Origin of the sequence: Pseudomonas sp. 8O (assembly GCF_902506495.1) — a bacterium.
GTDB classification, from domain to species: Bacteria; Pseudomonadota; Gammaproteobacteria; order Pseudomonadales; family Pseudomonadaceae; genus Aquipseudomonas; species Aquipseudomonas chaetocerotis.
In genome coordinates this window covers 700,206-721,981 of the sequence record NZ_LR733264.1, presented here as the reverse complement: position 1 = coordinate 721,981, position 21,776 = coordinate 700,206, and the positions used below count along the sequence as shown (strand labels likewise).

16 protein-coding genes are annotated in these 21,776 nt (G+C 62.8%); 6 read left to right on the top strand and 10 right to left on the bottom strand.

Annotation, left to right across the window (positions count from 1 at the left end; genetic code table 11):
- The first annotated feature begins 64 nt into the window (after positions 1–64).
- Genes GV002_RS06190 through GV002_RS06170 form a run of 5 tightly spaced genes read left to right on the top strand, consistent with a single transcriptional unit; the run spans position 65 to position 5,891 of the window.
- Positions 65–1,012, top strand: coding sequence for a DUF58 domain-containing protein (locus GV002_RS06190; protein WP_160017527.1), 948 nt, complete (start codon positions 65–67; stop codon positions 1,010–1,012).
- Positions 1,009–1,503, top strand: coding sequence for a DUF4381 domain-containing protein (locus tag GV002_RS06185; RefSeq protein WP_160017526.1), 495 nt, complete (start codon positions 1,009–1,011; stop codon positions 1,501–1,503). Before GV002_RS06190 ends, GV002_RS06185 begins: the two co-directional genes overlap by 4 nt.
- On the top strand, positions 1,496–2,500 hold the full coding sequence (locus tag GV002_RS06180) for a vWA domain-containing protein (RefSeq protein ID WP_160017525.1): 1,005 nt from the start codon (positions 1,496–1,498) through the stop codon (positions 2,498–2,500). The genes GV002_RS06185 and GV002_RS06180 overlap by 8 nt, the downstream gene beginning before the upstream one ends.
- Entirely contained in the window at positions 2,497–4,254 is a 1,758-nt protein-coding gene (locus GV002_RS06175) for a VWA domain-containing protein (protein WP_160017524.1), read from the top strand. Before GV002_RS06180 ends, GV002_RS06175 begins: the two co-directional genes overlap by 4 nt.
- A complete protein-coding gene (locus GV002_RS06170; protein WP_160017523.1) occupies positions 4,251–5,891 on the top strand; it encodes a BatD family protein in 1,641 nt (546 codons plus the stop codon). The genes GV002_RS06175 and GV002_RS06170 overlap by 4 nt, the downstream gene beginning before the upstream one ends.
- 269 nt (positions 5,892–6,160) lie before the next feature.
- Here GV002_RS06170 and GV002_RS06165 read toward each other — a convergent pair whose 3' ends face one another.
- From GV002_RS06165 to GV002_RS06120, 10 genes are all read right to left on the bottom strand, one after another.
- Positions 6,161–8,515 carry an efflux RND transporter permease subunit gene (locus GV002_RS06165; RefSeq protein WP_160017522.1) on the bottom strand — a complete coding sequence of 785 codons (2,355 nt, stop codon included), beginning with the start codon at positions 8,513–8,515 and terminating at the stop codon, positions 6,161–6,163.
- Between the two features lie 18 nt (positions 8,516–8,533).
- On the bottom strand, positions 8,534–9,628 hold the full coding sequence (locus GV002_RS06160) for a YCF48-related protein (RefSeq protein WP_372241818.1): 1,095 nt from the start codon (positions 9,626–9,628) through the stop codon (positions 8,534–8,536).
- 192 nt (positions 9,629–9,820) lie between these two features.
- Complete coding sequence (locus GV002_RS06155) at positions 9,821–11,191, bottom strand: DUF1329 domain-containing protein (RefSeq protein ID WP_017679059.1); 1,371 nt, start codon at positions 11,189–11,191, stop codon at positions 9,821–9,823.
- Positions 11,192–11,399: 208 nt separating this feature from the next.
- A complete protein-coding gene (locus tag GV002_RS06150) occupies positions 11,400–13,433 on the bottom strand; it encodes a DUF1302 domain-containing protein (RefSeq protein WP_160017521.1) in 2,034 nt (677 codons plus the stop codon).
- A 626-nt stretch (positions 13,434–14,059) separates the two neighbouring features.
- A complete protein-coding gene (gene pepN, locus GV002_RS06145; RefSeq protein ID WP_160017520.1) occupies positions 14,060–16,717 on the bottom strand; it encodes an aminopeptidase N in 2,658 nt (885 codons plus the stop codon).
- A gap of 56 nt (positions 16,718–16,773) precedes the next feature.
- The gene (locus tag GV002_RS06140; protein ID WP_160017519.1) at positions 16,774–17,610 is read right to left on the bottom strand and encodes a DUF2797 domain-containing protein; all 837 of its coding nucleotides are present in this window, start codon (positions 17,608–17,610) and stop codon (positions 16,774–16,776) included.
- Entirely contained in the window at positions 17,610–17,873 is a 264-nt protein-coding gene (locus GV002_RS06135) for a YeaC family protein (RefSeq protein ID WP_074681470.1), read from the bottom strand. The genes GV002_RS06140 and GV002_RS06135 overlap by 1 nt, the downstream gene beginning before the upstream one ends.
- 89 nt (positions 17,874–17,962) lie before the next feature.
- Positions 17,963–18,823, bottom strand: coding sequence for a rhomboid family intramembrane serine protease (locus tag GV002_RS06130; protein ID WP_160017518.1), 861 nt, complete (start codon positions 18,821–18,823; stop codon positions 17,963–17,965).
- Positions 18,820–19,794, bottom strand: coding sequence for a metallophosphoesterase (locus GV002_RS06125; RefSeq protein ID WP_160017517.1), 975 nt, complete (start codon positions 19,792–19,794; stop codon positions 18,820–18,822). Before GV002_RS06125 ends, GV002_RS06130 begins: the two co-directional genes overlap by 4 nt.
- Entirely contained in the window at positions 19,795–20,682 is an 888-nt protein-coding gene (locus tag GV002_RS06120; protein ID WP_160017516.1) for an NAD(+) kinase, read from the bottom strand.
- Between the two features lie 96 nt (positions 20,683–20,778).
- On the opposite strand from GV002_RS06120, the gene GV002_RS06115 reads away from it, so the two are divergent.
- The gene (locus tag GV002_RS06115; protein ID WP_160017515.1) at positions 20,779–21,711 is read left to right on the top strand and encodes a DUF1853 family protein; all 933 of its coding nucleotides are present in this window, start codon (positions 20,779–20,781) and stop codon (positions 21,709–21,711) included.
- Positions 21,712–21,776: the final 65 nt, after the last annotated feature.

The window sequence follows — 21,776 nt, the reverse complement described above, 5'->3', positions numbered from 1 at the left end:
GGATGCAATCCGGGGCTGATCACGCTGCCTCCCCGGATTGCATCCGGGCTACGGGCTGAAGCCCATGCAAACCCCGGCCAGCCAACCCGGCATCCATATCGCCCTCGGCGAGCTGATCGACATGCGCCACAAGGTGCATGAGGTGCCGCTGTTCTCGACACCTGCCCGGCGCAGCCCGTTGATCGGCCTGCACCACTCCAAGCTGCGCGGTCGCGGCGTGGACTTCGACCAGGTGCGCGTTTATCAACCGGGCGACGACGTGCGCACCATCGACTGGCGCGTCACTGCACGCACCCAGGAGCCGCACACCAAGCTGTTCCATGAAGAGCGCGAACGCCCCATCTTCATCATCACCGAGCAGAGCCAGCGCCTGTTCTTCGGCTCCGGCCAGTGCTTCAAGTCAGTGCTGGCCGCACGCGCCGCAGCGCTGATCGGCTGGGCCGCGCTGGGCCATAACGACCGCATCGGCGGCCTGGTGTTCGCCGATAACGACCATCACGAAGTCAAACCAAGGCGCAGCAAGCAGAGTCTGCTGCAACTGCTCAACCTGCTGGCCCGCGCCAACCAGGCGCTCGGCCCGGAGAGCCAGGCCAACACCGGCCGCGACAACTTCGGCCTGGCCCTGCGTCGCGCTCGCGAAGTCCTGCGCCCGGGCAGCCTGGTGATCGTGCTGTGCGATGAGCGCGCCCTCAGCGATAACGCCGAGCAGCAGTTGACGCTGCTCGCGCGCCATACCGATCTGTTGCTGCTGCCGCTGTCCGATCCGCTCGATCACGCCCTGCCGGCCGCAGGCCTGCTGCGCTTTACCCAGAACGGCGCACAGCTGGAGCTCGACAGCCATAATGCTGACCTGCGCCAGGCCTATCGTGCCCAGGCCCAGGCCCGCGAGGCGCGCTGGCAACGTCTGGCGCAAAAGCTCGGCGTGCCGCTGCTGCCGCTGAGCACACAGTTCGAACTGGTCGAGCAATTGCAGGAACAGCTCAGCACCCTGCATTCGAGAAAGTCGCTATGAACCCCATCGACCAGTTGCAGCCGCTGATCGATCCGCCCGCCGTACTCTGGTGGCCGCCGGCTCCGGGCTGGTGGTTGCTGGCCGTGCTGCTGCCACTGCTCGGCTGGGGACTGTGGCGTTTGCTGCGCAACTGGCGCCGACGCGCACCCAAGGTGGCTACGCAGCAGCCACTCGACCCGCTGCGCCAGGCGGCGCTCGATGAACTGTCGCGCTTGAGCAAACCTTATGACGGCGCCCCGGCCGGCCCCTGGCTGCAGCAGCTCAACGCCCTGCTCAAGCGCCTGTGCCGCGAACGCTATCCCGAGAGCGCCAGCCACACCCTGAGCAGCCGCGCCTGGCTGGCGTTTCTCGATAACCGCTGCCCGGCGGCGGGCCTGACCCGCTGGATGATCCTGGTCGATGGCGGCTACAGGCCACAGTGCACCCTGAGCGACAAAGCCATTGTGGAGCTCGATCAGGCCATCGCCATCTGGATTCGCAAGCATGTTTGAGTTCGCCTGGCCCTGGGTCTTTCTGCTCGCGCCGCTGCCCTGGCTGCTGCGCCTGCTGCTGCCGCCAGCCGACAGTGGCGACGCAGCGCTGCGCGTCGGCTTTCTCGACGAGCTGCAGGCCCTGAGCGGGCGCCGCGCCCGCGCCGCTCTGCCCAGCTGGCGTCAGCAAGCACCACTGGTGCTGCTCTGGTGCCTGCTGCTGTGCGCCGCTGCACGGCCGCAGTGGGTCGGCGACCCCCTGCCACTGCCCGCCAGCGGCCGCGACCTGCTGCTGGCGGTGGATGTCTCCGGCTCCATGGATTACGCCGACATGCAGTGGGACGACGAGCCAATCAGCCGCCTGGAACTGGTCAAACGCCTGCTCGGCGATTTTATCGAAGGCCGCCGTGGCGATCGGGTCGGCCTGATCCTGTTCGGCAGCCAGGCCTATCTGCAGGCACCGCTGACCTTCGACCGCCATACGGTACGCACCTGGCTGGACGAAGCCATGATCGGCATCGCCGGCAAGAACACCGCCATCGGCGATGCCATCGGCCTGGCAGTGAAACGCCTGCGCCAGCGCCCGGCGCAAAGCCGCGTGCTGGTGCTGATCACCGACGGCGCCAATAACGGTGGCGAGATCGATCCGATGGTGGCCGCGCAACTGGCCGCCGATGAAGGCGTGCGCATTTATGCCATCGGCATCGGCGCCGATCCGCAGCAAAGCGGTGCCTTCGGCAGCTTCGGCTTCAGCGCCCTGGATCTGGACGAAACCAGCCTGCGCGCGATCACTGACGTCACGGGTGGGGAGTATTTCCGCGCGCGCGATCAGGCCGAGCTGCAGCAGATCGAACTGACCCTCGACCGCCTCGAACCGGTCGCCCAGCAACCGACCCTAGCCCGTCCGGCCCTGGCGCTCTATGCCTGGCCGCTGGCGCTGGCGCTACTGGGCTCGCTGTTACTGGTCGGCCAGATGCTGTGGCCCGACCTGCTGCAGCGGCTGCGGAGGCGTGCATGAGCCTGCTCTGGCCTGAGTGGCTGCGCCCACTGTGGCTGCTGGCCGTGCCGTTGCTGGCCTGGTTGCTCTGGCGCCTGTGGCATCGCGAGCGTCAGAGCGGACGCTGGCAACTGCTGTTGCCGGCGGCGTTCCATCAGGTGCTGCTCAAGGGGGGCAGTGGCCGCTCCAGCAAGCTACCCTGGCTGGCGCTCGGCCTGGCCTGGCTGCTGGCCATACTGGCGCTGCTCGGGCCCAGCTGGCAGCGCGTCGAGCAGAGCAACCAGAAACCTGCCGACCCACTGTTGATATTGCTCGAACTGACGCCGCAGATGCTCGCCACCGACGGCCGCCCCAATCGACTGGAGCAGGCCCGGCGCAAAGTGTTCGACCTGCTCGAAGCGCGTCGCGATACGCAGACGGCGATCATCGTCTACGCCGGCAGCGCGCACAGCCTGGTGCCACTGTCCGATGACCTGGCCACCAGCCGTAACCTGCTGGAGGCACTGAAACCCTCACTGATGCCGGAGCCGGGGCGGCGCGCCGATCTGGCTGTGGCCCGCGCACTGCAACTGCTCGACCAGGCGCAACTGGGCCAGGGTCGCCTGTTGCTGATCACCAGCGCCCTCGACGAAGCGGAACGCAGCGGCATCCAGCAAGCACTGCAAAAGCGCTCGGTACCGCTGCTGATTCTCGGCGTGGGCAGCCGCGAAGGCGCGCCGGTGGTGCAGGAAGACGGCAGCTTCCTCAAGGATTCGCGCGGCGCCATCCTGATTCCGCGCCTCGATGCGCGCGGCCTGCGGGAAACCGCTGAAGCCCATGGCGGCCGCTATGCGCCGAGCCGCCTGGACGACGATGACCTGCGCCGCCTGGGCCTGCTCGACGGCCCGCAGGCCATGCGCGCAGCGGGTGAGCCGACACAGCTCGACAGTCATGTCGACCAGGGCTACTGGTTCCTGCTGCCGCTGCTGTTGCTCGCCGCCTGCGCTGGTCGTCGCGGCTGGCTGTTCTGCCTGCCACTGCTGCTGATGCTGCCGCCACAGAGCAGCCATGCCTTCGAATTCGACGACCTCTGGCTGCGCCCTGATCAGCAGGGCCAGCGCCTGCTGCAGACGCAACGTCCGGCCGAGGCCGCGCAACGCTTCGTCGATCCGCAGTGGCAAGGCAAGGCGCTTTACGAGGCCGAGGATTATGCCGCCGCCGCAGAGCGTTTCGCCAAGGGCGACAGCGCAGCCGATCATTACAATCGTGGCAATGCCCTGGCCAAGGCCGGCGAACTGGAGGCCGCGCTGGATGCCTATGAGCAGGCCCTGGAGCGCCAGCCGGAGCTGGCCGCGGCACAGCAAAACAAGGCGTTGGTGGAGCAAGCGCTGCGTCAGCGCGAAAATCAGCAGCAATCCGGCGAGGATGATTCGGCCGAGCAGCCGGAACAAGCCAACGAGCAATCGCAGCCGAATGAATCGTCGGCCGGCCAGCCCGCCGAGAGTACTGCCACGCAGCCCAGCCAACCAGGCAGTGTTGGCGAGAACAGTGAAAACAGCGAAGTACAGGGCAGCGCCAATGGCTCCGGGGAAGACACCCAACCCAGCACCAGCAGTGAACCCCCAGGCGACGCCGAGCCCGTTGAGCAACCCCTAACGGAAGCCGATCTGGGCACGGCGGCCGAACGCCGACAAGCGCTGGAACAATGGCTGCGGCAGATCCCGGATGACCCGGCCGAACTGCTGCGGCGCAAATTCTGGTATGAACAGCAACAGCGTCAGGACTCGAATCGATGAAGCGTCTGGTCTTCCTGCTTCTTCTAGTGCTCGCGGGGCAGGCCCATGCCGAAGCCTTTTTCGCCAGCGTCGACCGCACACGCCTGAGTGAAGGCGAAACCGTGGTGCTGACGCTGGAATCGACCGACCCGACCCGCTTCGGCCGCCCCGACCTGAAGCCGCTGGAGGAAGACTTCGAGGTGCTTGGCAGCCGCCAGGTCAATCGCCTGAGCAGCATCGGCGATACGCCGCGCGCCAGCACTCGCTGGATCCTGACCCTGCAGCCACGGCGCAACGGCGAAGTGACGATCCCTGCGATCCGCCTGGAAGACGCCGAAACCCTGCCGATCACGCTGACCGTCGAGGCAGCCGTCAGTGCCGGCAATGGCGAACAGCTGGCACCGGTATTCATCGATGCCAGCCTCGATCAGGAGGATGTCTACGTTCAGGCCCAGGCCGTGCTGACCCTGCGCATTTACCACTCGGTGTCCATGTACGACGACAGCAGCCTGACGCCCCTGCGCATAGCGGATGCGCGTGTCGAACAACTGGGCGAACCCCGCACCTACGAGAAGAGCATCGGCGGCGTGCTGCACGGCGTGATCGAATTGCAGTACGCCATCTATCCGCAGCGCAGCGGCCAACTGCTGATCCCGGGCCAGACCTTCAGCGCGACCCTGGTCGACCGCTCGCGCAACAACGACTTTCTGCCTTTCGGACCGCGCGCGGGCAAGGTCTCGCGAGTCAAATCACCGGACATTCCTCTACAGGTCAAACCCAAGCCGGCGGACTACCCGGCTGACGTGCCCTGGCTACCGGCGCGCGCCCTGGGCCTGGCGGAAACCTGGAACCCGCAACCCGAACAGAGCCAGGTCGGCGATTCCCTGACCCGTCGCCTGATTCTCAAGGTCGATGGCCTCTCCAGCGCTCAACTGCCGCCATTACCGGCGACCCAGGTCGACGGCCTGCGGCGCTACCCGGATCAGCCGCAGATGAGCGACCAGAAGAGTGAGAACGGCATCATCGGCACCCGCGAAGAACGCGAGGCGCTGGTGCCCAATCGCAGCGGCAGTTTCGATCTGCCGCCGCTGGAAGTGATGTGGTGGAACACCCAGACCGACACGCTGGAGCGCACCACCCTCTCCGCCCGTACGCTGCAGGTCGCGGAGAACCCGCAACTGCAGAACGACGAGCAACCCAATACGCCGATGGTAACGACCCAGGTCATCGAGGGGCCGCAACTGTGGCCATGGCAGCTGGCCTGCGCTGTGCTGAGCCTGACCACGCTGCTCGGCTTCGGCTTGTGGTGGCATGCCCGCAGGCAACCGGCGATCCAGCGCGCGGCGCAGAACGGCCCCAGCCCACGCACGCTGCTCGACGACATCAAGCGCGCCTGCCAGGCCGGCGATGCCCAGGCCACTCGTCATGCACTCGACGCCTGGGCTCGCCAACAACCGGAAACCCTCGCCGATATGGCCGCGCGCTACGTACCGCTGTCGGACGCGCTGGACGGTCTCAACGGCGCGCTGTACAGCGAAGTTGGCCAGCAATGGCAAGGCGAGGAGCTGTGGAAGGCGATTCGCAACCTGCCTGCCGCACAGGAGCCAAGCGCAGCGCCGCAGGAAAGCAGCGCGCTGCCGCCGCTGTACCCGCGCTAGCGCTGCTACGGTCAAACGATCGCGGGCGTCGAAGCGAACCCCAAACCAGCACTTTCGGATCACGGCGAAAACGCCAACGTGCCAGATGCCTACGGATTGCAGCCGATGCACAGAACTGTAGGAGCCGGCTTGCCGGCGATACACCCCATGCGCAGCAATGACCGGATCGCCAGCAAGCTGGCTCCTACAAAGTGCACATCGGAAATATTCCGATAGCCCATAAAAAACCGCGGCCCGAGGGCCGCGGTTTTCGTTCTACGCGACAGGCATCAAGCCTTGGTGCGCATTTTCTCGGTGTTGATCAGGAAGCGAGCCAGGGCCGGCAGCAACCAGATCGCACCAATCATGTTCCAGAGGAACATGAAGGTCAGCATCAGGCCCATATCGGCCTGGAACTTGATCGCCGAGAAGATCCAGGTCGCCACGCCGATCGCCAGGCAGACGCCGGTGAACAGCACCGCCTTACCGGTAGACTTAAGCGTCTCGTAGTAGGCTTCCTGCAGCGACATGCCCTGGCGCAGATAGGTCTCCAGGCGGCTGTAGATGTAGATGCCGTAGTCGACACCGATACCCACCCCCAGCGCGATCACTGGCAGGGTAGCGACCTTGACGCCGATGCCCATGAACGCCATCAGCGCATTACCCAGCACCGACGTCAGCACCAGCGGCAGGATCACGCACAGGGTCGCAGCCAGCGAACGGAAGGTCAGCAGGCACATGATGCTCACTGCCGCGTACACCGCGATCAGCATGGTGGTCTCGGACGCCGCGATCACTTCGTTGGTAGCCGCCTCGATACCGGCATTACCGGCAGCCAGCACGACCTGCAGCTCGTCAGTGGTGTGCTGCGCGGCGAACGCTTCGGCAGCAGCCACGGCGCGCGACAGTGTCTCGGCCTTGTGGTCCTCGAGGAACACCAGCACCGGTGCCACCGAGCAGTCGGCGTTGTACAGGCCGTCGGCGCGGGCGATCGAGTTGTTCAGTACGTCCTGGTTGCGCGACAGGGTTTCCCATTTCAGGTTGCCCTCGTTCATGCCCTTGATCACCTGCTTGGACACGGTGACCATGGAAATCGCCGACTGCACACCCTCGGTGTTCTCCATCTTCCACATCAGCTCGTCCATGGCGGCCAGGCTGTCATAGGTAGAGCAGCCTTCAGGGCCGGTCTTGATCATGACTACCAGTACGTCGGAACTGGTCGAGTAGTTACGGATGACGAAGTCGTTGTCCAGGTTGTAGCGCGAATCCGGGTGCAACTCCGGTGCGCCCTGGTCGAGGTCGCCAATCTTCAGGTTCTGGCCGTACCAGACACCACCGGCCAACGCCACCACGGCAACGACAACGGAGATCGGTGCCACCATCGGATGAGCGAAGTTGGAAATGGCGCGCCAGAATGGATGATCCTTGGCAGCCTCCTCGCGACTCTTCTTCACCGCACGATTGCCGATACCGATATAGGAAATCACCACCGGCAGCAGAATCAGGTTGGTGAGGATGATCACCGCCACGCCCATCGATGCGCCGATGGCCAACTCGCGGATCACGCCGATGTCGATCAGCAACAAGGTCACGAAGCCAACCGCGTCGGACAGCAACGCCACCAGACCCGGGATGAACAGCTGACGGAAGGCCATACGTGCAGCGGAGAGCGCGTCGGTCGCCTCACCCGATGCCATGGCGATCCCGTTGATCTTCTGCACGCCGTGAGAGATACCGATGGCAAACACCAGGAAAGGCACCAGCATCGAGTAGGGGTCGAGACCAAAGCCCAGTGTATGCAGCAGACCAAGCTGCCAGATCACCGCGATCAGCGTGGTGATCACAACCGCCATGGTGCTCTTGAAGCAGTGGGTGAACCACAGCAGCAGCACGAAGGTAATGCCAATGGCCACGGCGAAGAACAGTGCCACACCGATCAGACCATCGATGAGATCACCGACCTTCTTGGCGAAGCCGATGATGTGCACCTTGACCTTGGGATTCTGCGCTTCGTATTTCTCGCGAATCTTCTCTTCCAGCTCGTGAGAGAACTGCTGGTAGTCCAGCTTGATCAGCTTGCTCTGATCATTCGGGTCCGGGTAGGACTCGAGCAGCGGAATATCGACGATGCTGGACTTGAAGTTGTTCGCCACCAGGCGCCCGATCTGACCCGACTTGAGGATGTTGCTGCGCAGATCCTCGAGACTGTCGGTGGAACCGTCGTAGGTCTGCGGGATCACTTCACCACCGGCGAAACCTTCTTCGGTCACTTCAGTCCAGCGCACGCTCGGACTCCACAGCGACTTCAGACCGGAACGGTCGACGCCTGGAATGTAGAACGCCTCGTCATGGATCTGCCGCAGCGTTTCCATGTATTCCTTGCTGAAGATGTCACCGTCGGTGGCTTCCACCGAGATGCGCACCGTATTGCCCAGGTTGGCCAGGTCGTTACGGTGTTCGAGCATCTTCTGGATATAGGGGTGCCCCAGCGGAATCATCTTCTCGAAGCTGGTCTGCGGGCGTACCTGAGCAGCCTGATAGAACAGGAAGATGCTGATCAGCAGGCAGATCAGGATAACCGCCGGGCGATTGTTGAAAATCAGCCGCTCGAGGAAGGAAGCAGGCTGTTGTTGATGCTTGGTCATGCAAAGGCTCCCGGCTTGTTATTGTTGGCCCAGATCGGCGCCAGTCGAGGCGGCGAGGTGAACGCCGCCCTGCCCCACCAGGATCAGGTTGCCGTTATCCAGTGCAGCTACCCCGGCCAGAGAGAGGCGGTCGGGACGGTTGATCAGGCTGAAGGTCTGGCCGTGATCCTTGCTGCGCAGCACAGTGCCACCGTGCCCGACGACCGCGACGCTGCCATCGTTGAGCAGCGCGCCATCGGCCAGACCGAACTCCAGCGGGCCATTGTTCGGGGTATTGAGCGTGATCTGCTGCCAACTGTCACCGAAATCGGTAGAGCGGAACAGGTGGCCGCGCAGACCGTAGGCCAGCAGTGTGGCTGGCTGATCGGTACCGATCACGCCGAACAGCGAACCCTCGTAGGGCAGATCCTCGATACGCTCCCAGGTCTGCCCCCAGTCTGCGGAGCGGAACATCAGACCCAGCTCACCGACGACGAACAGACCGGAGTCCTTCACGGCGGCAATGGCGTTGAGGTGATAGGCGTCTTCGTTGTCGAGACGGTCGCTGACGTCTTCCCAGTTCTGGCCACCATCGGTGGTCTCCAGAAGCGCGCCATAAGCGCCCACGGCGTAACCGGTCTGAAGATCCTTGAACCAGATATCCAGCAGCGGCGCTTCGAGTTCGAGGTCCTCGTACTGCTTGGTCCAGGTCAGGCCGCCATCGGTGGTCGCGAGAATCTGCGCATCGTGACCGACCACCCAGCCATGCTGGGCATCGACGAAGAACAGCGACGTCATCATCTGGCGGGTCGGCACCTTGGCCTGCTTCCAGCTCTGCCCCTGGTCGTTGGAATAGAGAATGTGGCCACGGTCGCCAACGGCAACCAGGCGCTCACCGGTATTGGCCACATCGAGCAACAGGCTGTGCACGGCCTTGGGAGACTCGATGGCGTAGCCAGCATCAGCCGCAGCCGAGGTCTCGGCCTGCAAGGGTGCGGCAGCGAAAGCCAGAATGGAAAGCACACTGCACAGCGAGAGCGCTTTAGCCAGCGGCGAATGGACACGGAGCGCCGATTTGCGCGCCAGGATGGGCGCCAGACCGGACTGGGTGCGCCGCATGACGGGCTCACTCATATACCTTCCCCCTTTCTTGTTATAGGCGGTACTACTGATCACGCCCATCCTAGCGAGCTTCGGAAAGCCCTGACAATTGGCGCGACGTTATGTTTTGTTAAGGCAAAACCCGCGTGATAGAAGCCTATTCGCCAAGCTGATACGAAAAGGCCGCTACTACTGTAGCGGCCTTCGCATGAGACTACACGACTATTATCGCGTGCCGCGGCGACGCAGTGCGGCCGGTTTGAAATAACCGTCGTCGGGAGTGGCCTGGGTGAAGTCGATGGTGTTGCTCTCTTCGTTGTCCAGGTTCTGCACGTGGTAACGACGCGCCTGCAGGTCATGGAACACATCGAGTGCAGACCAGGTGGTCGGCAGGTCGTAGTAGTTCTTCAGGTAGGCGATGGAAACGCGCCACAGCTCACCACGGCCGTCGTACTGATCCACCACCGCAGCCTGCCAGCTGTCCTCGTCGAGGAACAGGGTACGCTTGGAGTAGATATGGCGGGCGCCGGACTTCAGCGTGCCCTCGACGACCCACACACGGTGCAGCTCGTTACGAGTCAGAGCCGGGTTGAGGTGACCGACCTGCAGCAGATCCTTGTACTTAACGTCAGGGCTGGTGACCTTGTAGTTGTTGTACGGGATGTAGATTTCCTTCTTGCCCACCAGTTTCCAGTCATAGCGATCCGGGGCACCGTTGAACATGTCGGTGTCGTCGGCGGTACGCAGACCGTCAGCCGCGGCGATCGGGGTGTCGTAGGCCAGGTTCGGTGCACGACGCACACGGCGCTGACCAGCGTTGTAGCCCCAGGCCTGACGAGGTTCCTTGACCTGATCCAGAGTCTCGTGAACCAGTACTGCACCACCGGCCAGGCGCGCCGGGCTGGTGGTGAAGGACAGGTAGTAGAACATGATGTTGTTCAGGTCGGCGAAGGAGCCGTTCTGCAGGTAGTACTTGAACAGCGCTTCCTGCTGCGAAGTGACCAGCGAGTAGGCGCCATTGCGCTGTACTGCCACTTCCGAGGCACGACGCACGATGTAGGTACCGCGGTAGCGGGCGATGTGGTTCCACAGCGCCTCGACACCATTTTGCGGAATCGGGAACGGGATACCGCCGTAGGCATCGGAGAAGCCGTTGCCGCCATCGACCAGCTTGGCGCTGGTGGCGTTCTTCACGGTGTTGTCATAGACCCACTGCGGCGCGGAGCCGGAGCGGCGGGTCTGGTACACCGGCATCTGATAGGTTTCCGGGTAAGCCTTGAACATGGCGATCTGACCCGGCGTCAGATTGGCCTCGTACTGGCTCAGGTTGGCTGCGGTGATGGTGAACAGCGGTTTGTCTTCCGGGAACGGATTGACGTGGTGCTGGCCCGAGCGAGTGTAGCCAGCCGGTGCCTGGGTGATGCCACCGGTCCAGGCCGGAATGGTGCCGGCAGCGTTGCCAGCCTTCTCGGCGCCGAAGGGAGTCAGGGTATCGCCGAGCTTGGCGGCTTCCTGCGGGGAAACGGCAGCCAGCGCAGAACCGGCAGAAAACGCCAGCGCAACGGCTACGGCCATCAGCCTGTGCTTGTTCAGCATGGGTAATTCTCCGTGAAGAGTATTGTCGGGCACCCGCGGGCGCCCGGCGTGTTTCTGGTTATAGGTACAGAGGGTGTTTACAAAGCAGCGAGCGAAGGCCAGGCAAGGCGAAACCAGTCGAAAAGCGGCGTGTACGAGCAGTACATGAGCATTTTGAGGCTGGTTCCAACGCAGCATGGCCGAGCGCAGCAATTTGTAGACGCCCTCGTTAGAAGGAGTACTTGACGTTAAGCCCGATGTTGTCGCGATCACGCGCACCGTTGTTCTGACCAGCGCCATAGAACTCGGTGTACTGGATCTCGGCTTCCAGGCTGTTCAGGTAGCTGGCGCGCATACCGAGGGTGTACGCCTTGCGCCCTTCGATGAAGTTGCCGGTCTGGTGCGAGTTGCCTTCGAAGTCATGCTTGAACACGGCGAACGGCGACAGGTTCACGCCAGCGTAAACGTCGTTCCAGGTGCCGGAGAGCACCAGGGTGTAGCCGTAGGCGTTCTTGTTGACCTGGTCGTCGCGGTCGTAGCCGGAAATATAGGAACCGTTACCACGACCGGCGTAGTAGCGAGTGCCGTTGCGCGAGTTGTACTGCAGGCTGTCGCCACGCAGGTGCTCCGAAGCCAGTTCAGCCACACCGAACAACGAGTCGAAACCAAAGCTCGGACCAAAGTTGTAGATCGTACCCAGCGAAGTATTGAATGCTTCGACGCGGGTGTAGTTGTGAATCTGGTCGCCCAGCTGCACTTGCTGACCACCGATGTTCACACGACCACCGCCAGCCAGCTGAGGCGCCTGGGTCAACAGATCGCCGAGCAGGTCGTTGGTAGCGGCGATGCCAACCGGCAGGTTCGGACGGTAAGACAGCTCACCGAACACCGAAGCGTTACCGACCGTGGTGTTGAAGCTGAAGCCGTACATGCGGATGTCTTCCACATACTCGCGACGCGCGTTGACCTGGTTGGCCACGTCGATGGTGGCAAGGCCACCAGTGGCGTTCGTCACGGCATTGGTCAGAGCATTCGAGTAAGCAGTGGCCAGCGCGGGGTTCAGGGCCGGGTTAGCCAGCACAGCTTGCAGGGTGGCAACGGAAACGCCTGCCTGAGCTGCCACCGCCTGTTGCACTTGAGGGGTCAGCGCCCCTTGTGCCTGAGCAGCAATAGCGCCGAGATCAAGGCCGGTGTACGCACCCAGGTCGGCATAAATGGTCGGCTCTTTGGCGTGGTAGTTGACGAAGTAGAAACCAAACTCGGTGGAATTCAGTTCTTCAGCGATATAGCGGAACGCGACGCCAAACTGACCGTCGTTCTTGGCATTGATATCCGGGCCAACACTGGCCACTTTGATGTTGCCATTACCGTCAACGGTACGACCGCCTTGCAGGCCACCTGTTCCCAGAGCGCTTAAACCGGAATAAAGCCCACCCAGCGGAATGAGGGCTTGCTGAGTCGAATAGGCAGTATTACCACCATCAGCAAACAGGTCGGTCTCGGAGAAGTAGGTCCCCACCGGGTCGATGGCGGTCTCTTTCCAGTTGAACTGGTAGAAAGTCTCCATCGACAGGTTGTCAGTCAGACCGAGGTTGAAGCTCAACGCCTCCACCGGCACCAGCACTTCCTTGACTTCCGAGCCAGGCAGACGGAACTTGGCGGCGTCGACCGGGTTGGTGGTGTTTACACCGTTGCGGTAGAACAGGCCTTCACCCCAGTTGAATACCTGCTTACCCAGACGACCGGAAACCGGCATGTTGCCCACATCCCAGTTGCCATAAACGTAGGCGTCGAGGATCTGCGCATCACGGCCAGCCTTGTGGCGGGTTTCGCGGGTGAAACTGTTATCACGCGGCGCGCTCTGGCTCGGCTGGCCAGGCGAGTTGTTGTCGTAGTAATCGTTGCGCTTGTCCATGATCTGGGTGTCATAGAACGCAGTACCGCGAATGAACACCCCGTAGTTCTGGTAGGAAGCTTCAAGGTCACTGGTGATCTTGAACACTTCGGAAACCAGGCCGGTATCGAAGTTGCGATTGCCGTCGTTGGTGTTGATGTCGTCGTTGGTCTTGTCCTGACCCTGTACGCGCCACAGCTGGCCGTAGGAGACGGTGGTGTCGATGGAACCGGTGATTTCGTTGTCGGCGAAGCTGAACTCCACCGCTTGAGCCTGGGCGGCGACCAGCAAAGGCAGAACGCCAGCGAACGCAAAGCCGGCCTTGGCCGGGGCAAAACGTAGAACGGGCTTGCGGGACTTAATTTCCATCGAGACTCACTCCGTGGACAGATCATTCTTTTGGGCGATCCCGTATCCGGGTCGCGATTGCCGTACTGACGACGGCTTCTGTTTTTATTTGCAGCGACATGTTCCAGCGACCAGCGCGCGCTCGCACGCGGTCAGATCCAGCTCGGTACTGCAACCATGGTGCCAATTCAAACAGGTGTATCAGCGCAAACAGGCTTGGAAGAGCTGTTGGCCAGTTTCTTTTCGTGACTGATCAGCCACTGACCAATACGTCAGAAAAACTGGCGCACTTTGTCCTACGATCCGACGCTTTATGCCACTTACCACGCGCCTTGCGGCGCAGCAGAGGGACGAAGATCACCTCGCTGTCAAGCGACGAAGCCCGAACTTAAGTGTGCAAAGGCATAACGAATTGCATGCATATTTCATTGGGTAACAAAAAAGTGTTACCAACCAGAGATCGGTAACACTTTTTTATGGAGCAAAACCCGTTTCAGGCCTGTTGCCATTCACTCAGGCGTCGACACACCGAATCTGTAGGAGCGGCGCCCCGCCGCGAACCGGCGAGAGGGACTAAAAGTGCTTCGCCCCGAGGCAGGGGCTCCTACCAGGCCTACTTCGAGAGCCCTACCTGAGCAGCATCAGCCTCAGGCCAGGCTCTTGCTCACCACTTCATAGACATCGCTGGACAGCTCACCGGAGGCGAGAATGCGTTCCAACTCGGCCTTCATCAGTGCCTGACGCGCCGAACCGTACTTGCGCCAGCGGGTCAGCGGCGCCAGCAGGCGCGAAGCGATCTGCGGATTGAGGGTATTGAGGGTGATTACCTGATCGGCGAGAAAACGATAGCCCGCCCCGTCCGCATGGTGGAAGTTGATCAGGTTCTGGTTGGCGAAGGCACCGATCAGCGCACGCACCTTGTTCGGGTTCTTCAGGGTGAAGGCTACGTGCTGCATCAGCGCATGCACACGCTCCAGACCACCCGGCAGCGGGCAGCCGGCCTGCACGCTGAACCACTGATCCATGACCAGCGGGTTGTCCTTGAAGAAGTCGGCGAACATGGCCAGGGCCTTGCTCTGCTCCTCCTGGAACGGCGAGTTGACCAGCACGGCCAGGGCCGCCAGGCGCTCGGTCATGTTGTCGGCGTTGTCGAACTGATCGACGCAGGCCGCCAGCACTTCAGACTTCTCGCTGAGCATCAGGTAGGACAACGCGATGTTCTGCAGGCTGCGGCGGGCGAAGTGCGCCGCCTCGGCCACGTAAGGCGTGGCCTTGGAGACTTCGCGGTTGGCCTGGTAGCGCGCCCACAGCGGCGCGAACAGCGCGTCGGCCAGCGCCTTGCGGGCGAACTCGCGCGCGACGTGAATGGCCTCGACATCGGCCACTTCGCTGATCTCGGTGAGATAAGCCTCCCCCGGCAGCGAGAGCATTTCCGCGACCATGGCCTGATCCAGAGACTCGTCCTCGATCAGGGTGCGCAGCGCAGCGACCAGGCGCTGATCCAGCACCAGGGCTTCGCCACGTTGGTGCTGGCCGATCAGTTCCTGCAGGACCTGCACAGAAAGCTGCTGGCCGGCTTCCCAGCGGTTGAAGCCATCCGAATCGTGCTGCATGAGGAACATCAACTGGTCACGGCTGTAGGGGAAGCTGAGCTTGACCGGCGCACTGAAGCCACGCAGCAGCGATGGCAGCGGCTTCTCGGCAATAGCCTCGAAGGTGAAGGTCTGCTCGGCTTCGGTCACCGACAGCACGCGACTGGTCCCTTGCACGGCACTCTCGCCTTGCAGACGCAGTGGCAGTTCGTTGCCTTGGGCATCGAGCAAACCGAGCGCTACAGGGATGACGAACGGCAGCTTCTCGCTCTGCCCCGGCGTGGCCGGGCAGCTCTGGCGGAAGCTCAGGCTGTAGCGCTGCGCAGCGGAGTCATAGGCCTCGCTGATTTCCAGACGCGGCGTGCCGGCCTGGGTATACCAGCGCTTGAACTGGGTCAGATCGATACCGCTGGCATCCTCCATGGCCTTGACGAAATCGTCGCAGGTCACGGCCTGGCCGTCGTGGCGCTCGAAGTACAGGTCCGAGCCTTTGCGGAACAGCTCCGGCCCGAGCAGGGTGTGAATCATGCGCAGCACTTCCGAACCCTTCTCGTAGATGGTCAGGGTGTAGAAGTTGGAGATTTCCATGTACGCGTCCGGGCGCACCGGGTGGGCCATTGGGCCGGCGTCCTCGGCGAACTGGTGGGTACGCAGGTAGGCCACGTCCTCGATGCGCTTGACGGTGCGCGAGTGGGTGTCGGCGGAGAACTCGCTGTCGCGGAATACGGTGAAGCCTTCCTTGAGCGACAGCTGGAACCAGTCGCGGCAGGTCACGCGGTTGCCCGACCAGTTGTGGAAGTACTCGTGCGCCACCACGGCTTCGACGCGCTGATGCGCGGCGTCGGTGGCAGTCTCGGCCTTGGCCAGCACACAACTGGAGTTGAAGATGTTGAGGCCCTTGTTCTCCATGGCGCCCATGTTGAAGTCGTTGACCGCGACGATCATGAAGATGTCCAGGTCGTATTCACGGCCGTAGACCTCCTCATCCCACTTCATCGAGCGTTTGAGGCTGTCCATGGCGTGCTGCACCTTGTCGATGTTCTCCGGCTCGACGTAGATGCGCAGCGCGACCTCGCGGCTGCTCATGGTGGTGAAGCTGTCTTCCACGCACCAGAGGTCGCCGGCGACCAGGGCGAACAGGTAGGCCGGTTTCTTGAACGGGTCTTCCCAGGTGGCCCAATGACGACCGCCCTCCTCGCTGCCGCTGGCAATCGGATTGCCGTTGGACAGCAGCACTGGGTAGGCATGCTGCTCGGCGCTGACCGTGGTGGTGAATGTGCTCATCACGTCCGGGCGGTCGAGGTAGAAGGTGATCTTGCGAAAGCCCTCGGCCTCGCACTGGGTGCAGAACATGGTGCCGGACTTGTACAGGCCTTCCAGCGCGGTGTTGCTTTCCGGATGGATGCGCACGCTGCTGTCGACCACGAAACGTTCCTGGGTCGGCTGCAAGGTCAGGTGGCTGTCGGTCAGGGTGTAATCACCTTCACCCAGCTCGTGGTCATCGAGCTTGAGCTCCAGCAGTTCCAGCTGCTGGCCATCCAGCACGAGCTGCGGCAAGCCAGCACCCGCTTCGGGGTTGCGCCGCATGACCAGCTGCGCGTGCACCAGGCTGTGATCCTCGAACAGCTCGAAGGTCAGGTGGGTCTCGTCGATCAGGTAGTCGGGAACCTGATAGTCCTTGAGGTAGATGGTCTTGGATTGTTCGGTGCGCATGGCGGAGCCTCTTCGAGGCAGCTGCGAGCTTCAAGCCGCAAGCTGCAAGGTGGTGGTCAGGCGGCGATCTCGTGGACGGCCAGCTGATAGGCGGTGTACTTGCGGATATTGATCACGCCGGTGTCGAACATCAGGTACTGGCCCTTGATGCCGAGCAGGGTACCTTCGGCCAGGGGCTGCTTGTCCAGATTGAAGCTGGTGATCTTGGCCGGATAGGCTTCGATGGGGTAACGAATCTCCAGCACGTCGGCTGCGCTCAGCGGCTGGATGGCTTGCAGGCCGAAGCGCTGCTGCAGCTCGGCAATGCCCGCGCCACAGCTGTCGAACAACTGCTCGCGAATGGCCAGCAGATCGACCGGTACGGCGTCGCCCTTGAGCAGCGCGCGCCAATTGGTTTTGTCCGCCACTTGGCTGCGCAGCAGGTCTTCGACGAAACCGGACTGCTGCCGGGTGGCCACGCGCAGGATGGGCAACGCCTGGGTCGCACCCTGGTCGATCCAGCGCGTCGGCACCTGGCTGGCACGGGTGATGCCGACCTTCACACCACTGGAGTTGGCCAGGTAGACGATGTGATCGGTCATGCAGAACTGCTCGCCCCAGCTCGGCTCGCGGCAGGTGCCTGCATCGTAATGACACTTCTCCGGACTCATGATGCAGACGTCGCATTGCGCCAGCTTCTGCATGCAGGGGTAGCAATAACCCTGGCTGAAGCTGGTCTTGGTCTTGCGCCCGCAGTGCGTGCAATGGATGGCGCCGAGGTATTCCAGGCGCAGATGCTTGCCCACCAGCGGGTTGACCGGTACTTCTTCGTCGCCAAGACGGAAGGCGTATTGCACCGGTGCGCCCAGGTGCGCCTTCATCTTGCTCAGCGAGCCACGTCCCAATTCGCTCATCAGTGCAAGGTATCCGAGGACTTGAACAGCAGGTTCGGCACCGGCTCGGACTTGCTGCTGCACTCCTGCGGGCCCATGTAGCCGGTGCGCTCTTCCTCCGGCAGGTTCTGCACTTCCCAGGCGATCATCGCCTGCAGGCTCAACTCCTTCTGCTCCTGGGTCAGCTTGCGGCCGTCTGGCCATTTGCCGATTTCCACGGCCAGCTTGAGGCTCTCGTAGATTTCCGGGGTGATGTTCTCAATCGCATCGAGAAAGGACGACATACAGCTCTCCATTGAATCGTAGGGCGGGTGAAACCAGCCGAAACACCGCATTGGCGGGTTGCACCCGCCCTACAGGTCAAAAAGTCGAATCAAGCGCCACGTCGGGCCAGCATACCGCCAAGCAGCCCGGTCAGGCAGCCGGTGAGCAAACCGCCGACATGCGCGGCATTGGCGATGGCGCCGAACTGCAATAACTCGAAGATGCCGGTCATGCAGATCAGCAGCCAGGCCAGCATCATCACCAGCACGCCAGGCGGTAGCCGATAGGCAGCGTTCGGTGCCAGACGCTGGTAGATCCAGCAATGCCCTAGCAGGCCATAAAGTACGCCGGACAACCCGCCGAACAACGACGGCCCGGCCCACCAGTATTGGGCGAAGTTCGATGCCAGGCCGAACAGCAGGGTCAGCCCGAGCAGGCCGATGGCGCCCTGGCGAAACTCGATGCGCCGCCCCAGTTCCCAGTACCACAGGCTGTTCATCGCCAGATGCAGCCAGCCGAAGTGGATCAGCATCGGCGTGATCAGGCGCCACCATTGACCGCTGCCCAGGGTGGCATCCAGATAGGTCAGATAGATGTGCTCACCGTCGAGGCGAAAATCGACGAAGCTCAGCCATCGAATGGTGGAAAAGTTCTCGCCCGCCAGGGTCACCGCGAAGACGATGAAGGTGGTCAGCAACACCAGCGCCGTGACCGGGCTGCGCCGTAGCTGAGTAGCGAAACTCTCGCGGACAGGGGCGACGCTTGGGGGCAGCTCTCCGGCATCATCGCCCTGCGGGTGACGCGCGTACAGTTCACGCACCTGCTCCGCAAGCTCCTGCCCCGGCACCCAGAGCACCTGCTCGCCGCCCTCTTCCGATACCCGGTGCGGCACACGCAAACGCTGCAGCAGAGCGATGAAACCGCTCAAATCGCGATCCAGCGGCAAGCGCAACACAACCACAGCCGTCATCGCGGCGCCTCCTGAGGGTCGACATCGACCCAGACGAATTTACCCGCCTCCAGGCGCGTTTCCTGATCCAGACGATAAGCCACCAGGCGACCGCCAACCACCGCGCTGTAATCCAGGCAGGCCAGGTTGGGCCTGATCGGCGCCGGTTTGCCACGCCGCCAGTAATGACCGACGAACAGCAGCGGCTCATGCGCGCCGTACCTGAGCAGCTCATCCTTCTGCAGCTCGGTTAGCGGCGTCTGCGCAGCCATCTCCGGCAACGCATCGGGCTGGAAGACGATATCGCCGTAGGTCTGCGGATCCTCTTCCCAGAATTTGGTGCGAAAGTACGAGCGGGTGAAGCCGTCACCGCTGGTGAGCGTCAAGCCATGAGGCAACCGCATGTCGGTACCACGCAGCAGGCGATCGAGTGCCATGTTGGCGAAGCTGCCGGGCACGGCAGAGGCCTGCAGGAAGTGTTCGTCGATGCAGCCATCGGGAAATTGCGCCTTGAGCGGAGTGATGAGCTCGTCATCCCAGCAGGCGTGAACGACGCGAAAGCGTCCGGCATCGATGAACAACGGCATCTCGTAGAACCAGCGCAGGAATTCGCGCCACTCCTGCGAATGATCCTCGAACTGCGCCAATGTCTCGCGCATCAGGCGCTGGTGCCGTGGGTTGTGTTCGCGCACGTACTGACGGCCACTGCCCGGCGGGGCTGGCGTGCTCCAACCCAACGCATTGAACTCGTGGTTGCCCATGATGCACAGCGCCTGACCGGCACGCACCATGTCGTGCACCAGGTGCAGGGCCTCGCGAATGCCGGGGCCGCGGTCGACCAGGTCTCCGAGGAAGATCACCATGCGCGTCGGATGGCGCCACACGCCACCCTGGCGGCTGTAACCCAGCCGCTCGAGCAGGCGTTCGAGGGTTTGCGCACAACCGTGGATATCACCGATCAGGTCATAGCCACGATGGGGGTCGAGGGACATTCAGTCCTGCCCTCCCAGGCGGCTGCCCCATCCGAGCTTGGTGCGGCAGACCTCATAGTAGTTGTGATCCAGCGGATGGATCAGGCGCAACTTCTGCGCCTTCTTGGCCACATGCAAGGTATCGCCCGGTGCACAGGTGAAGTGGTTCTGGCCGTCACAGGAGACTTGCGGATAAATGGTCATGTCCGAGGACACCACCACCTTCAGCTCACTGTTGCCGTCGACCACGATGGGGCGGCTGGACAGCGTATGCGGGTACATCGGCACCACCACGATGGCATCGAGCTTGGGATGCATGATCGGCCCGCCAGCGGACAACGCATAGGCGGTCGAGCCCGTGGGTGTGGCGACGATCAGGCCGTCGGCCTTCTGGCTGCAGACGAACTGACCGTCTATATACAGCTCGAACTCGATCATTCGCGTCGACTTGCCGGGGTGCAGCACCACGTCGTTGAGCGCATCGCCCTGGCCGATGGCTTCGCCCTGGCGGCGCACCTCGGCTTCGAGCAAAAAGCGATTCTCGGTCAGGTACTGGCCTTCGAGCACCTGCGCCACCTTGAGCTCCAGCTCGTCAGGGCGAATATCGGTGAGAAAGCCCAGGCTGCCACGGTTGATGCCCAGCACCGGCACCTTGTGCCGGGCCAGGGCGCGGGCGGCGCCGAGCATGCTGCCGTCGCCACCGACGACGATCACCAGGTCGCAGACCTCGCCAAGCATCTTGCGCGAGGAGGTTTGCAGGCCGTGTCCCGGTAGCACGTCGGCGATGGTGTCCTCGAGGATCACATGCAGGTGGCGGTCTATCAGAAAGCGCTTGAGTCGCCGCACGGTTTCCAGCACCCGCGTACTACCCAGGCGCCCGATGATGCCGACATTGCGAAATTGCTCCATGGGACTCCCGCCAGACAGATAAGAAACGAAGAGGGATTATCGGTCAAAGGCCCGGGCGGCAGCAAACCAGCACTGTTACTGCGCTATGCTCGGGTCATGACTGCTCCCGACTCGCTGCACGATCTGCTGCTGGGCTTGCGTACCCCGGCCGTGCGTGACCTGGCCTGGGCGCTGTTCTCCCCCCCCATGCTGGGTGAGACCACGAAAGTCCAGCGTCATCCGCTGCAGGCCAGTTGCTGGACGCGGCAACCGCAGCGGCTGGCTGACTGGCTCGTGCAGCAGGACAACGACGCCGGCGGTCTGCACGCCTGGCTGGCCGCAAAACCTGTACGCCGCCTCGGCCTCTATTATGAACGCCTGTGGCAGTTCGCCCTGCATGCTGCGCCAGATGTCGAGGTAATCGCCGCCAACCTGCCGATCCGCCAGAACGGCCAGACCCTGGGCGAGCTGGACCTGCTGCTGCGTGACGACGAAGGTGAACACCATCTTGAATTGGCGGTGAAGTTCTATCTCGGCACGGACGGCAGCGATGCCGCTGACTGGCTCGGCCCGGGCAGTCATGATCGGCTCGATCTGAAGCTGAGTCATCTCGCACAGCATCAACTACCCCTTTCTTCGCGCCGCGAGGCACGGGGAGCGCTGAACGACCTGCAACTGGGCGAAACCCGATCCGCCTTCTGGCTCGGCGGCTACCTGTTCTATCCCTGGCCCGACGACTCCTCCCCGCCTCGCGGCGCCACGCCCGAACACTGCCGGGGGCGCTGGCTGCATCAGCGCGACTGGAATGACTTCGCCGCGACGAAGCCAGGCGCGCACTGGCAGCCGCTACCGAGATTGGCCTGGCTGGCGCCGGCGCTGGTGAATGCCGATGAGGCCTGGTCCGATGAAATGCTGAAGCAGTGGCTGAGCACGTTGCGCCCGGATGCTCAGGCGCAGTTGCTGGTACGACTGGAGGAGGATCATGCCGGGGATTGGCGAGAGGCGGAGCGGATCTTTCTGGTCAACGATCAGTGGCCGACGCACTCGTAGCCCGGATGCAATCCGGGACGCATGCGCCTGCAATCCCCGGATTTCATCCAGGCTACGCTTGCTCC